Origin of the sequence: Paenibacillus sp. NPDC057886 (assembly GCF_042796655.1) — a bacterium.
Lineage (GTDB): Bacteria > Bacillota > Bacilli > Paenibacillales > Paenibacillaceae > Paenibacillus.
The window spans coordinates 68,927-84,518 of sequence record NZ_JBHVMZ010000009.1; the positions used below are offsets into that span (position 1 = coordinate 68,927).

The 15,592-nt window shown below is 48.3% G+C and carries 8 protein-coding genes and 2 tRNA genes; 2 read left to right on the forward strand and 8 right to left on the reverse strand.

The window, feature by feature from the left end:
- Positions 1-72: 72 nt before the first annotated feature.
- Entirely contained in the window at positions 73-2,442 is a 2,370-nt protein-coding gene (locus tag ACFVQB_RS26640) for an endonuclease MutS2 (protein ID WP_379446930.1), read from the reverse strand.
- 187 nt (positions 2,443-2,629) lie between these two features.
- Between ACFVQB_RS26640 and ACFVQB_RS26645 the strand changes: the two genes are divergently transcribed.
- Positions 2,630-2,995, forward strand: a complete 366-nt coding sequence (locus ACFVQB_RS26645; RefSeq protein WP_053780442.1) for a phage holin family protein — start codon at positions 2,630-2,632, stop codon at positions 2,993-2,995.
- A gap of 214 nt (positions 2,996-3,209) precedes the next feature.
- Positions 3,210-3,593 (forward strand): cupredoxin domain-containing protein, encoded by a 384-nt coding sequence (locus tag ACFVQB_RS26650; RefSeq protein WP_379447134.1) that lies wholly within the window; start codon positions 3,210-3,212, stop codon positions 3,591-3,593.
- Between the two features lie 104 nt (positions 3,594-3,697).
- Here ACFVQB_RS26650 and zapA read toward each other — a convergent pair whose 3' ends face one another.
- The 7 genes from zapA to ACFVQB_RS26685 form a co-directional block, all read right to left on the reverse strand.
- A complete protein-coding gene (gene zapA / locus ACFVQB_RS26655) occupies positions 3,698-6,406 on the reverse strand; it encodes a cell division protein ZapA (RefSeq protein WP_379446931.1) in 2,709 nt (902 codons plus the stop codon).
- A gap of 138 nt (positions 6,407-6,544) precedes the next feature.
- Complete coding sequence (pheT, locus tag ACFVQB_RS26660; RefSeq protein ID WP_379446932.1) at positions 6,545-8,998, reverse strand: phenylalanine--tRNA ligase subunit beta; 2,454 nt, start codon at positions 8,996-8,998, stop codon at positions 6,545-6,547.
- A 72-nt stretch (positions 8,999-9,070) separates the two neighbouring features.
- A complete protein-coding gene (gene pheS / locus ACFVQB_RS26665) occupies positions 9,071-10,105 on the reverse strand; it encodes a phenylalanine--tRNA ligase subunit alpha (protein ID WP_024628331.1) in 1,035 nt (344 codons plus the stop codon).
- Between the two features lie 459 nt (positions 10,106-10,564).
- Entirely contained in the window at positions 10,565-12,457 is a 1,893-nt protein-coding gene (gene abc-f / locus ACFVQB_RS26670; RefSeq protein WP_379446933.1) for a ribosomal protection-like ABC-F family protein, read from the reverse strand.
- A gap of 483 nt (positions 12,458-12,940) precedes the next feature.
- A tRNA-Gly gene (locus ACFVQB_RS26675) sits at positions 12,941-13,011 on the reverse strand.
- Positions 13,012-13,022: 11 nt separating this feature from the next.
- Positions 13,023-13,096 (reverse strand) — tRNA-Pro (locus tag ACFVQB_RS26680).
- Between the two features lie 142 nt (positions 13,097-13,238).
- Positions 13,239-15,365 (reverse strand): bifunctional diguanylate cyclase/phosphodiesterase, encoded by a 2,127-nt coding sequence (locus ACFVQB_RS26685; protein ID WP_379446934.1) that lies wholly within the window; start codon positions 15,363-15,365, stop codon positions 13,239-13,241.
- Between the last annotated feature and the right edge of the window lie 227 nt (positions 15,366-15,592).

Genomic DNA, 15,592 nt, shown 5'->3' on the forward strand with positions numbered 1-15,592 from the left:
CATCGTTCCCCTTCCCCCATTCTGCTGCCTGAACTCACTCAGGAGGCAGAACATCTTTGATTCTCGGTCGGGCTATTCCAATTCTGCGACGGTCACACCGTTCCCGCCTTCTCCGTAATTGCCCAGCCGATAACTTTTTATATGTCTATGCTTACGCAGGTAATCCTGAATACCGGAACGCAAAATTCCTGTTCCTTTACCATGAATAATATAAACCTGACCCAGATTAGCAAGGAAAGCTTCATCAATGAAACGATCTGTCTCCATCAAGGCTTCTTCCAGATTCGTCCCCCGCAAATCCAATTCACTTTTCACATTGTCATCGCGAGTTCGTTTCACGCCTGTTACCGGTTTCTGCTTCGGTTTGGCTTCTGCTGTGGCAGACTGCTGTAATTCAAGGTCATTCAGGGATACTTTCATTTTCATGATCCCCAATTGAACTATAGCTTCCTTGGTGCCTGACATCTCCACCACATGACCTTTTTGATTCAAACTGTAGACAAGTACTTCGTCGCCCGGGCCGATGGCCCGAGACTTCGTTGCCGTTGAAGTGCGCTTAACCGTCTTCTTGCGTTTCTCTGGTTCTGCTTCATCCAGTTGTTTGCGAGCAGCAATAAGTTTGTGCTCCTTCACGGATGCGCCTTCTTCCATTGCGAGCTGACGAAGATCGGCGATAATCTTCTCAGCTTCCGCTCTGGCCTTGTCCACAATGTTGCGGGCATCTTCTTCCGCTTTTTCAATGCGGCGGTCACGCTGCTGTTCCAGCTTCTCCAATTCGGCTTGATGACGGCTGCGCAATTTCTCCATATCCTGGCGAAGACGCTCCGCACTCTCACGTTCTTGCTCCGCCGTAAGCCGGTTCTCTTCCAGGGAAGCGATCATATGCTCTACGCGCTGGTCTTCCTCTTTCACTTCGCCACGGGCGTAATCCAGAATGTATCCCGGCAGACCCAGTCGCTCTGCAATTGCAAACGCGTTACTCCGTCCCGGCACACCAACGAGTAATCGGTAGGTAGGGCTCAGTGTGTTTACGTCGAATTCCATGCTGGCATTAATAACACCTTTGCGCTCATAAGCATATGCTTTCAGCTCACTGTAATGCGTTGTTGCTACCATGCGGCATCCAGTTTGATGCATATGCTCCAGAATGGAGATCGCCAGTGCAGACCCTTCTGCCGGGTCGGTACCTGCCCCAAGTTCGTCGAGCAGCACCAGGCTCTTGGTCGTCATGTTTTTCAATATCCGAATGATATTCGTCATATGACTGGAGAACGTACTCAGGTTCTGTTCAATGCTCTGTTCGTCACCGATGTCCGCGTAAATCGCATCAAATACGCATAGCTGGCTGCCGTCTTCGGCCGGAACGAACAAACCTGACATCGCCATAAGACTCAGTAATCCAATCGTTTTGAGTGTTACGGTCTTACCACCCGTATTTGGACCCGTTACGATAATAGACGTATAATCGTTGCCAAGTTCAATGTCGGTTGGCACCACATTTTCAATGGAGATCAGCGGATGGCGTCCCTTTTTGAGCTTGATGAATCCGCGATCATTCATACGTGGCAATGTGGCTTTCAATTCACGGGCAAGACGTGCTTTGGCAAAAATGAAATCCAGCGATCCCAGCAAGTCAACATCATACAATAACCACTCTGCCTGTTCGCTGACAAGTGCTGTTAATTTCTGTAAAATCACTTCAATTTCGCGTTCTTCCCGGATCCGGGTCTCGCGCAATTTGTTATTCATCGCAACGATGGATTCCGGCTCAATAAACAGCGTTGCTCCTGAACCGGATTGATCATGTACAATCCCGCCAAAGTACGAGCGATATTCCGATTTCACGGGAATCACGAAACGGTCTCCCCGAATTGTAATCAGCTGATCCTGCAGCATTTTGGATACCGTTGAAGAACGAATCATCGAATCCAGTTTCTCGCGAATCCGAGCTTCACCGCCGCGCAGTTCACGACGAATCTGCGCCAGTGTTACACTCGCGCTGTCTGAGACTTCGGCATTGTCGTCAATACAGATACGAATTGCGTCTTCAAGCGTTTTTTGCTCAGATAACTGATCACTGATATAGAAAATCGATTCCACTTTTTCATCATCGTGCAGCGCAGCGATCTGACGTTTCAATCGTCGTGCTGCCAAAGTGGTGTTGGAAATTCCCAATAACTCATGCGGGTTCAACGTGCCCCCTATTTCAGCACGTTTGATGGAAGCGGTAATATCCACAATTCCCCCAAAAGATGGAGAGCCTTTCAGACGATCAAATGTAAAAGCTTCATCTGTTTGCTGGAGCAGCCTCTTCACTTCTTCCAGTTCACTGATCGGCTCCAATTGTTCCGCTTTCTTTTTTCCCATCGTAGTCTGGGCAAAGCTTTGCAATGTATTTAAAATTTTGCGATATTCCAATGTCTGTAAAATTTTCGTGTCCAAGTGTACAACTCCTTCCAAACTATAACTGTATTATAACGAAAGAAACTTTCTAGCGCTATTTAACGAATCCTTCCACACATAACTTGGGACATCGCGCCGCAAACTAGAGGTGTCAGGATTGTGCAACCTCGCCATTGAACAGGATGTACAATGCTCAATCCGATCTGAATAAAGGAGGTATAACACCATGAATTTTCTGGGACATGTCGTGCGATTTATCATCGCGGCAATTGTTTTGATGGTCGTCAGCTGGATCGTACCTGGATTTGCAGTAGGTGGTTTCTGGAGCGCACTGATGCTTGCTCTGGTTATCGCACTGCTCGGCTGGGTTGTTGAAGGCATCTTCGGTAAAAGGGTTAATCCTTTTGGCCGCGGTATTGTCGGCTTCATCGTCAGCGCACTGGTAATCTGGATTGGTCAATATGTCGTAGATCATGTGCATGTCAGTCTGCTTGGGGCAGTTCTGGCTGCATTGGTCATTGGGATCATCGATCTGTTCATCCCGGTTTCCACCCCTTTTGATGCCGGAAGAAGATCCAAAGATCACGCATAGGCTCCAAAGTACCTACTCCCCGTAAACTGTTGCTCACTTCCCCTAAACCTCTGATGGCTTAAACGCCTGATGAGGTTTATTTTTTTAGGTTATGTGCATGCTGATGTTCAAAAAAACGACATAGGCAGCATGTACAGGCATCGTCAATTTGCGGTATGATGACTGGAGAAATCATTCAAATTTTATCCATATCACGCTTTTAAGGAGGCATATGATGAAGAAAGGCATGGCATGGCTTGCAGCCTGTATGTTGATTTTGGTCCTTGCCGCATGTGGTGGAACTGGACAATCCGCGGAATCCAACAGCGAGTCCGATTCGGGTGCAACTGCAAGCGAAGAACTGGTAATCAAAGCAAGCAACTATGAATTTGACCAACCTGAATACCATTTAAAAAAAGGTGTCCCGGTTAAGATTGTTTATGAAAATACAAACGGCAACCATGGCGTTCTCGTACCCGAGCTGAACCTTCAGCTGGATACCAAGAACAGTTCCAAAGTGATTACTCCCGACAAAGCAGGGGAATTTGAAATGTCCTGTTCCGTCTTTTGCGGAAGCGGTCACAGCAGTATGATCTCCAAAATTATTGTTGAAGAATAGTGTTCAAGACAAGGAGCCCCCGTAGCGACGGGAGCTCTTTCTTCATTATAACAAATTGTACAAGAGTGCGCTGTCCAGGATTCCAGGTATGACGTAATCATCCGCTAGGTCTGATCCTGCTCAATCAATTCAATCCATTCGTTATATTCCGTCTGCAATTTCGTATATTCATCCCGCAATTGGCGGTAATCCGTATTCAGTTGCTCCGCCTTCTCCTGCTCCATCTCACGTTCAACCTGCAGCAAACGCAACTGATTGGCCGCGAGCTCGTACCTGTCACCAATCTCCAGCAGTTCATTTTCCATCGTCTGCTTTTCTTCAATCGCTTCTGCACGCTGCTGAGCAAGCTGCTGTCGCTCTTGTTCCAGCTCTTCTACCTTCTCCACACTGGCAGCACTCTCTTTCTGCCAGAGGTTTAATTCATTCTCCAGTGCAGCCCATCGATCTTGCCAGGACTGTTCCTGAGCCGCCCATTCATCAGCACGACGTTGCCAAACCTGATCTTGTTGTTCCGCTTGTTCTACCCTGGAGCTTAGCTCCACTTCCCGAGCAGTCAGCTCTTGCAGGCGAGAGGCGAGCTCTGCCTGTTTGGCAGACAATTCTTCATGCTTAATCTGCCACTCAAGTGCTTCTTCTTCTGTCTGAGTCAGTAAGCTGCGTTGTTCATCCACCCGGGCGGATAGCTGATTGGCATTCTGCTTGGATCCTTCAAGCGCACGCATGATTTCTTTCTTTTCTTCGCTCATTTCATTCAGCTTGCGAGTGTAGTCCTCTTCACGCTGCAGTGCATCACCATAATCCTTGAGGATTTGTTTATAATTTTCCTGCAGCTTGTTCAGTTCTTCACGAGCTTCATTCAATTCACCATCGAGCTCTTTCTGTTCTAGCTCCAGACGACCTGCTTGCGCAATATAATGTTCTGCTTCTTCGCTGGCGTGACGGGCTTCTTCTTTGACAACGGATAATTCATCATGAAGGGACTGTACACCAGACTCCAACGTTTCATTCTGTTCTGCAGCTTCAAGTACCTGTGTCTCCAGTTCACCGATCTCGATCAGACGTTGTTCAGCCTGCTCTTTCCAGGACTGCTCGCTCTGCGTCAGTGCACCAAGTTCATGTTGTAATGTGCGTACTGCCGCATGGGCCTGCTCAAGCACTTTTTGCAGCCTGCGCTGCTCATCCTCGGACTTCACTTCGGCTTCACGAAGTTTCTTGATTTCCTGTTCAAGCTGGCCGTGCTGATCCTGTACTTTTCGCAGCTGTGCTGTCAGTGAAGATTCACGTTCAACGGTCTCGTTATACTGCTCTTTCCATTGCTGTTCCGCTTCCCGGAAATGTTCGGCCTCAGCTTCTGTGTTGCGGAGTTGTTCAGTCAGCTGAGCACTATCAGCTTTTAATTGTTCCAGCTGCTTCTCCAATTCCGTAATTCGACGAAGCTGAACATCCTGTTCCTGTTTGTATACGGCTTTTTCATTGCGCAGCGTTTCAGTTTGACTACGCTCGTGTTGGAGCTGTTGCTCCTGATCCACAACAACCTCTTGAGCATTCTTGAGCTGCTTACGCACCTCGGCTAATTGCCCTTCGACATCGGTTAAGCGCGATTTGGCCTGTTTACGTTCTTCTTCCAACTGCTGCTTCAGCTTGCCTCGTTCTTCTTGCAGCAAAGACTCAGTAGTTACCGCAGCTTCGCTCGCCTGAGTCTGGGCAGCTTCATGGATTTGCTGAAGCTGCTCTTCATAGGCCGCTTCTTTTTCCATCCATTCCAATTCGGCCTGTTCGGATGACTCCTTAAACGTTGCATTCAGCTGTTTAATCTCAGCCAGTCGCTTCTGCTCTGCTTGTTGCTGCAGGGCGGATTGTTCTTCTTTTGCCTTTTCAGTCAGTTCTCGAGCCTGATTCGCGGCAGCTTGCTCTGCCTGCTGTATACGCTGCTCCATCTCAGATTGAAGTTCACGGTATTGAAGCTGAGCTTCTTCCTGAACCTTTTGCAATTGGGCCTCGGCTTGTTCCAATTCAGACAAAATTGCTGCTTCTGCTTGTTCCTTCGCCGTTTGTACTTGCTGTGCGGCTTGAACCTCAATTTTTTGACGTTCTGCCACGGCCCGAGCTTCTGCTTCTTTCAGTTGAGCTGCCGTCTTATCCTGCAGCTCCTTGTATTGTGCAGCCGCTTTGGCCTGGGCTTGCTGCAACTCATTTGCTGAACGTGTCTGTGCTTCCTTCAGTTGGGCTGCCGCTTGCGTCTGTGCATTCTTGATTTGATTCGCTGCTTTTTCTTCTGCTTCTTTCAGACGCGCCTGCGCTTTCTCCTCAGCCGCTTTCAGCTGCGCCGCAGTTTGAGCCTGAAGCTTTTGCTCGCGACCTGCTGCCTGAGTGCGTTCCTGCTCCAGCAATGTATTCAGCTTGGCTATTTCTGCCTGCTGATCCTTCTGGAGCTTCGCGATGGCCTGTTCCGCCTCAGCCTTAAGTTTCGTTGCTTCAGCGAGTGCTTGGTCGCGGCGTTCCAGTTCCTGCTGATGTTCATTTTGTATGGCATTCAGCCGATTAAGTTCATTTCTCATTTCGGTACGTTCACCGGTCAGCATTTTCAACTCATTCCGAATTTCCTGAGTCTGAAGAGACTGCTCAGCCATATGTACAGCTGCCAGAACTGCAATACGCGGGGTATCCAGTCGGGAATGATGTTTGGAGATAGCGCTCATTCGCTCATCCACCAGGTTAGCTACTTGTTTCATATAGTCGGCACTGCTGCCAACCAGTTTATAGGAAGTCCCGTAGATCTCTACGGTGACGCGTGTACGATCAGGTGTAGTCACAGTTGTGCCCTCCTTCAAGTCTGTATGTTGATTCTAAGCTGTAAAACAAAAAAAGTCACATCGATCCTCTAATGCTAAGGATTCGATGTGACTTCAAGCAATTCCTGCTAATCTTTGTTCAAAAAATTGACTTATGTTCTATTTACGCAATTCGGCTCCAAATTGCTCCTCCAGACGAGCAACAACACGAGCATGAACCTCGGTAATTTCCTCATCTGTCAATGTGCGTTCACGGTTGCGATAAACAAGAGCCATCGCTACGCTCTTCTTGTCTTCACCCAACTTGCTGCCTGTGAACACGTCGAATACCTGTACGGTTTGCAGCAGCTCACCGGCAGATTCACGAATCGCACGCAGCATATCCCCAGCTTCGATATCTTTACTTACAACAACCGCGATATCCCGCTCAACTGCTGGGAAACGTGGAAGCTCACGATAACGGATTTCCGCATCCGCTTCACTATAGATGGCTTCAAGTCCGATTTCCGCGAGGTACACATCGTTCAAATCATATTGCTGTTGCAGTTCAGGATGCAATTGACCCATTGTACCAATCAGTTTGCCCTCTCCGCCATCTTTTGCTTCCAGGTATACCGATGCGGAGCGACCAGGATGGAAACCTTCTGGACTGTTTGCCACAAGGCGAATGCGCTGCTCCAGACCCACATAGGCGAACAGGTTCTCAAGTGCACCTTTCAGATCGAAGAAGTCCACTTTCTCTGCTCCCACATTCCACTGCTGGGATGCACGGTTTCCAGTGAGCAACAAGCTCAGGACCGGAATTTCATGCGGTTGCTTCGTCAGCTTTTCTTCTTCGGTGAAGAACACACTGCCTACTTCAAATACAGCCAGTGAATCATGCTTGCGGTTCATGTTATACACCGTTGCGTCCAGCATTTGTGGCAAAATGCTCTTCCGAAGCACGCTGCGATCCTCACTCATTGGCATAGCCAGCTTCACGGCTTTACTGCCTTCTGTCAAAGCAGGGAACAGGGATACTTTATCCGGGTGTACGAATGAATAGCTGATCATTTCCTGCCAGCCACTACCTGCAAACAGGCCACGAATGGTGCGGCGCATCGCTTGCGAACGCGTGTAAGCACCTGGTGTTGTTGGTCCTTCAATCAATGTAGTTGGAATATTGTCGTATCCGTACAGACGGGCAATCTCTTCAAACAGATCCACATCAAGTGTAATATCCCCTCTGCGGCTAGGCACTTCAACATCAAGCAGACCTTGCTGCGCATCACCACACGCAAAGTGCAAACGAGCGAAGATAGTTTTCACTTCAAGCAGGGACAACTCAGTTCCCAGATAGCGATTCAGTTTATCCAGCGACAGCTGCACAACATGTTTATCCGCAGCGGCTGTTCCAGCTTCCACGATCCCCTGATGAACTTCGCCTTCCGCATAACGCTGAATCAATTCAGCCGCACGGTTCAATGCCGTAATGACAGCAGCCGGATCAACTTCTTTCTCAAAACGCATGCTTGCTTCGGAACGCAGCCCCAGTTGGCGCGACGTTTTCCGAACGGTTCCGCCGTCGAACTTGGCGGATTCCAGCAACAGATTTACTGTGGTTTCCGTTACCTCGGAATTCTCGCCACCCATAACACCCGCGATGGCTACCGGTTTCACGCCATCGGTAACGAGCAGCATATGCGGCTCCAGCTTGCGCTCCTGGCTATCCAACGTCACGATCGTTTCGCCTTCTTTGGCCATCCGCACTTCAATGTGGCCCTTCTCCAGCTTATCTGCATCAAAAGCATGCAGCGGTTGTCCGTATTCCAGCATGACATAGTTCGTGATGTCAACGATATTATTGATCGGACGGATGCCAGCGGCCATCAAACGATTTTGCATCCACTGCGGGGAAGCTCCAAGCTTGATCCCAGTTACATAGCGAGCTGCATAATGACTGCATTGTTCGCCAGCTGTAATCTCAACCGAGATATGATTCGCAGCCGCATCACCGATCTCCACCAACTTTTGAGTTGGATCAGGCAGTTTCACTTCACGACCAAGAATTGCGCCTACTTCATAAGCTGCACCCAGCATGCTCAGACAGTCGGAGCGGTTCGGTGTCAGGTCCAGTTCAAGAACATGATCATCGAGACCAAGCACTTGGCTGATTGGTGTGCCCACTTCCGTTTGTGCTGGCAAAACGAGAATACCTTCCTGTTGATCCTTAGGCAGCAACTTGTCGTTCATGCCCAGTTCTTTCGCAGAGCAGATCATGCCAAGGGATACAACGCCGCGCAGCTTGGCTTTTTTGATATCGAGTCCACCAGGGAGCTTCGCTCCAACCAGGGCAACGACTACCTTTTGACCGGCATCCACATTTTTTGCACCACATACGATCTGCAGATCTTCTTCCTGTCCGGCATCAATCACACATACATTCAACTTATCAGCGTCAGGGTGCTTCTCCTTGCTCTTCACATAACCGACAACCACGTTGTTCACGCCCTGGTTCCGGTTCTCCACTACATCAATCTCAATCCCCGCACGAGTGATTTTCTCTGCCAGCTCCTGCGGTTCCACGCCTTCCAGCGCGATATAATCAGACAGCCACTCTGTCGATACTCTCATGGACGTTCACTTCCTAATCTATGAATTGGTGTTGCAAATGAAGGGCGTTCGCCCTGTATGCTACTTCGGTAATTACAGTCGTCCGAATTGTTTCAGGAACGCCATATCACTGTTGTAGAAATGACGAATATCATCAATGCCGTATTTCAGCATGGCGATACGCTCTACGCCCATTCCGAATGCAAACCCACTGTATTTCTCCGGATCATAACCGCCCATCTCAAGCACTTTCGGGTGAACCATACCGCCGCCCAAAATCTCAAGCCAGCCTGTCTGTTTACACACCCGGCAGCCACTGCCACCACATTGCACACAAGTGACATCCACTTCAGCACTTGGCTCGGTGAACGGGAAGAAGCTTGGACGCAGACGAATTTCGGTGTGTGAACCGAACATTTCGCGTACGAATTGCAGTAAGGTACCTTTCAGGTCACTCATGCGAATGTTCTCGCTAATAACCAAACCTTCAACCTGATTGAACTGGAACGAATGCGTCGCATCGTCATCGTCACGACGGTATACTTTACCCGGACAGATGACTTTTACAGGCACTTCACCTTTCATGCTTTGCATGGTGCGAACTTGAACCGGTGACGTATGCGTACGCATCAACAGGTCTTCTGTTACATAGAAGGAATCCTGCATATCACGGGCCGGGTGGTTCTTCGGCAGATTCAGGGCTTCGAAGTTGTAATAATCCATTTCAACCTCAGGACCTTCCGCTACGCGGTATCCCATACCGATGAAAATATCTTCGATTTCCTGTACCACTTTGGTCAGTGGATGCAGTCCGCCTTGACGTCCACGACGTCCTGGCAGGGTCACATCAATTTTTTCGGATTGCAGACGTTTCGCCGTCTCTTCCTTCTGGAACTGCTCCTGCTTGCTGTCAATGACTTCTTCAATCGCGCCGCGAACATCATTGGCGACCTGACCGATTACCGGACGTTCCTCTGCACTAAGCGCACCCATGCCGCGCAAAATCTCGGTCAATGCACCCTTTTTCCCCAAATACTTCACACGCAGATCACTCAGCGTCTGTGGATCGTTCACGCCAGACAGCTGTTCCAGCGCTTCGATCTTTAATGCCTCCAAACGTTCTTTCATGTGTAAATGCCCCCTTTATGTGGTGTTAATGCAACAAAAAAAGGCCTTCTCTCCCCTGAAGGGACGAAAAGACCGTGGTACCACCCTTGTTAGACATTCAGTGCTGCCCGGCCCTTCCGGCCTGCAACATGTTTGCCTCACTCTATACGGAATAACGACCGTTAACCGTTACCCCCTACTAACTCCTGCGATGAATCGCAAAATCTGGTTCAGGGAACCGCTCCGGAGTGAATTTCAGCAGCCTTGTTCTACAGAAACGCTCTCAATCTACGGCGCTTCCTCCCTGTCCAGAGGCACTGCTTACTTGTCTCCATCATCACGTTTGCATGTCAGATAAACCTTCAAATTTACTGATGATCGTCCATTATTATATGCAAAATCGCTCGAAATAGCAAGCCGTAAAGCCGCAGGATCAAACGTTAAGCCAAAAAGTAAAACGGCATAAGCTTCATCAATCCATTACTTCTGTTTTCGCAGCTCGTGCAACTGTTTCAAACGACACTGAATTTCGCGAACCTCGGCAACTTCAGTCGCCCTTTGAATTACGTCATCAGGCTTCGTCAATACATCATTGCCCGCACTGTTCATCGGAGATAACAACTCGGATAAACGCATCTCAAGCCGCAGCCGTTCATCATCTGACTCCCGAACCTCAAGGACAGACTCTCGCATTTTAATGGATTGCTCCCAGTCCTCTACCCCGCCTTCGAACAGTGTAGCTTTCCCACCGGGTTCCAGATCAAGCAAGCGGCTGGCGAGTACTTTAGTCAACATACGGTCATGGGATACGAGCACCAGTGCTCCGGATGCCTGCTTCAATATATTCTCCATCACTTCCTGTGTGTCAATATCCAGATAATTGGTCGGCTCATCCAGCACCAGCACGTTGGCTCCCCCGAAATACAACCGCAGGAACGCAACCCTGCACTTCTCCCCCATACTCAAATCCCCAATACGCTTGAACACATCATCTCTTGAGAATAAAAAGCATCCCAGAATGGTACGTGCAGCACTTTGTGTCATGGATGGAAGACTGAGCAAACTGTCCAGAAGCGTCTGACTTTCCGGTAACCCCTCAAGCTCTTGCGAAAAATAACCAATTTTCAGCTGTGGATGACGTGTCACCTTGCCTTGAGAAGGTTCCAGCTCCCCAATCATCAGTTTGAGCAGTGTCGTCTTGCCTGTGCCATTTGGACCACGTACGGCAAGACGATCTCCACGTTCGACCGCAATCCGGAGATTGTGAAGCAATGTTGGGCTTCCTGGATAACCAAAGCTAACGTCTTCCAATGCAAGGAGCTGGCGGGCAGCCAGCGTGTTCACTTGCAGCTCCATGTTCAATTTTGCAGCTTCGCGGGGTTTATCCACGCGTTCCTTCTCCAGACGCTCCAGTTGTTTTTGCTTGGCATGGTAGCGGGAAATGTTCTTGTTGGCTTTCGCTTTGTAAAAGCTCTGGGTGATTTTGACCTCCACATCGGTCGCTGAATTATGAGCCTGATGAAACCACTGCTGATAATTGCGGATTGTCTCTTCGAGCGCTTTCCGTTCCAGCTCCTGCTTGCGATAGGTTGCTTCCTGCTCACGCAATTCGCGTTCCTTATGGCCTTTGTAGTCAGTGTAGCCTCCCTTATATTTGGTCAGTGCATCCGGGCTAAACTCAATGACACCCGTTGCGACCTGATCAATAAAGGTCCGGTCATGAGAGACAAACAACAATGTTCCGGCATAGGCGGAAAGCCATTCTTCAAGCCAGCGCATGCTCTCTTCATCCAAATGATTCGTCGGTTCATCCAGGATCAGAAATTTGGGTTTACTCACCAATAGTCCTGCGAGACGAGCCTTCGTTTTTTGCCCACCACTCAAAGAATGATACGGCCGACTCCAATGTTCCAACGATAACCCCAGACGCGTCAGTACCTTCTCTACCTCAGTCTCCCACATATACCCGTTCAATTGCTCATATTGTTCCATCGCTATTGTATAAGCTTCAAGCAGCCGCTGCTCATCTGCCGCTTCACTGTTGCCCATCCGTTGTTCCAGTTCTTCCAGGTCACGCTTCACCTCGTAGATCCGCCCACTTTCCTGCCGGACGGCATCAAGCACATTCAACTCAGGTTCGATCAAGGAGCGCTGGCGCATGAACCCCCACTCCTGTTGCGGAATGTGGCGTTCGATGCGTCCACCACCCTCTTCTTCTCCCAGAATGATGCGTAATAAGGTGGTCTTGCCACAGCCGTTGCGACCCAGAATGGCAAGCCGCTCCCCTTCATTTATTTCCAGATTCAATCCTGCGAACAACTCATTCCCGTTCCACTCTTTCGATACTTCATGTAGGCGTACCATTGTCATCATGAGGCCTCATCCTTCCTGCATTTCAAAATAAAAAAACCGCTGGCATCAGCCGGCGGTCTGGCAATTTAGGATTGGATAAAGCGTCAAAAACAAGCATAAGATACCCCACGGTATGAACAAAGAACCCAAAAAAAGGGTCACACAAGCCAGAACAGCCTGCCCGTTTCCATACCTGATCCCATAGCTGAATTTGGACACACGAATCCCCTCATTGCTCAGCCGCTTTGGCTGACTGCGTCAATAAACTCTCTGCAGTTACTGGGGTTCAATTCATGTGTTTTACTTCATGGGACGTATGGTTACCTCTCATTCATGTGTAGTATCGATTTCTCCGTTATTGTACCAGAAGATGGGGGAAAAGCAAAGGTTTTGAATTCGGATTCAGTGATATTCTCCATTTAAACATGACTTAAAATACACTATCTTTGAAAAAAAAAAGAAAACCCTTGTTATCACAAGGGCTTTTAGGTGTTACATTAGTTAAGCGGGTGATGGGAATCGAACCCACGCTATTAGCTTGGAAGGCTAAAGTTCTACCATTGAACTACACCCGCGCGAATGACGATCGGGACGACACGATTTGAACATGCGACCCCCTGGTCCCAAACCAGGTGCTCTACCAAGCTGAGCTACGTCCCGTCAAGTTCCGAGGAACATTAACATGAATTTTACAAAATTAATATACCATGATCATCCAACGCTTGCAACTTCTTTTTACCATTTCGCCCCTAACCTTTCAAAACAAAACAAGACAGAAGCGTGTCCACGCCCCTGTCTATCCTTACCCCGTGGGTTTATCCACATCCCTCAAAAACTTTTTTTCAAAATCGTCTGCCACAATCGGTTTGCTGAAAAAGTACCCTTGAGCCTCATGACAATGCTGATCACGAAGAAATGAAAGCTGGTCTTCATTTTCAACGCCCTCAGCCGTTACTTTCAACTGCAGGTGATGAGCCATTGACGTAATAGTCGACACAATTGCCGCGTTATTACTGTCCTCCATCACTTCATTGACAAAGGAACGGTCGATCTTGAGACGGTCAATCGGCAGATCTTTCAAATAATGCAGTGAACTGTACCCGGTGCCAAAATCGTCAATACTGATGTGCACTCCAATTTCCTTAATTTTGCGCAACTGCTCAAACGCACGATCCTTGTCAAATGTCATGCTCTCCGTAATCTCAAGCTCAAGCCACACAGGCTCCAAACCTGTCTCCTTGAGAATGCCGCTGATGTTGTCCAGCAAATGGGAATGCCTGAATTGTCTCATGGATAAGTTAACCGATACACACAGCTTGCGATAACCCGCTTCTTGCCAGCGCTTGTTCTGTGCACACGCCTCACGCAATACCCATTCTCCAAGCGGCACGATCAGCCCGCTCTCCTCAGCAAGAGGAATAAATTCCGCAGGGGATACCGTCCCTCTCAGCGGATGCTGCCAACGTACCAAAGCCTCCATCCCCACAATTAAACCACTCGCCAGATTAACCTGCGGCTGATACACAAGATAGAATTGCCCACGATCCAGCGCTTTGCGCAAGTCATTCTCAAGCTGCAAACATTCTTGGGCTTTCATCTGCATCGCATGGGCATATCGGTTTAGCTCCATTCCCTGCTCTTTGGCATTATGCAGCGCCGTATCCGCATTCTGGATGATCTCCTCCGGTGAGTCTCCGTCATGCGGGAATATCGCCATACCGATACCCAGCGTGAGATGATATTCGTTCCCATCAACCGTTAGAGGTTTTTCAAACAACTGCAAGATCGATCTTGTCCGCTTTAACGCTGTATCGGTTGTACAGAAGTCTGTCATTGTCAGCACGAATTCATCTCTTCCCAGTCCGAACACTTCCTCTCCTGGGAGCGAAGAATGCTTCAAACGCTGTCCTACCTGACGAAGTACACGGTTAGCTGCTTGTTGACCCAGTGAATCATTAATTGTTTTGAATCGGTTAATGTTCAATACCAGTACACCGACAAGCTGCTCCTCTACCATAGCTGCATTCATCATCACTTTCAGTCGCTGAGAAAGACGACGGCGATTCGGCAGCCCTGTCACATCATCATGGTGAGCAATAAAGTTCATTTTCGCTTCAGCCACCTGCTGTTTGAGGAAAGGTGTATCCACTACAGACGAATACAGTCCCTTCTGGATGAAGAAATAGCCCAAACAATTGCTTAACAGACCTAGCAACAGATTGAGGTCATTAATCTTCGTAGCAGAGACAAAGTAACATTCTCCAAAGAAAAAACAGAGGATTGCACAAAGAATGGTAGGCAGATCACCATCTTTTCCTTTTTTCCATTGAACGAATAACACGACCGCAGTCACACCATACAGGATTCCAATCAGAAAATGAATTCGGGTAAACATGCCGCCAAGCACATTGCCCTCCAGCAAGTTCGGCAGTACAGCCCATTCCTGGATAGACACTGTATACAAAACAACAAAAATACCGAGTGTTCCACTGAAGATTAAAAATTTGCGTGGTAACGCAATTCCCCTCTCACGGACTGCATATATGAACAGCAAACCTGCCGCACAAACAAGAGCTCCAAGCGACATCATCTTCAATGAGAACTCCGACTCCACCATCGCGCCATTCGGCATTTCTTCGGCAAAAGAAACGATGTGAACTAATTCAAACAAACCAATCAATAAAAACAGTATAGTCATAAGGACCCTTCGGAGGGTCAATCTTTGAGTCTGAAATAACCAGCTTTGATTATAAATGCCGATACAGGCCGCTGCCGCAGCGAAGCCACCCAAGAGTGTCAACACCGGGTAACCCGATATGATCAGATCAGAGCTTGCAGAAGAACGAAACCATTGACTTGCGAGGAAACACAATAAGCCGCCTATCGCGACCCAACCTATTTTTCTCTGATCTTGCTGATTAGCCTTCATGCCGTGTTTTTCCTTCCCGGGGTCACCTATCCTGAAATAACCTTAACGATATATATAAATCTACATTGTTACAATATTCGACATTTTTATATCTACCAACGCTCAATTCACATGTGGAAACATGCTATCTGGTACATAATAACATTTATTTCCGCAGACGTGAACAAAAAAATAAGCACTCCTAGGAATATTTATTCATAGATATGTAGAAAAACAAGGCAATAAGA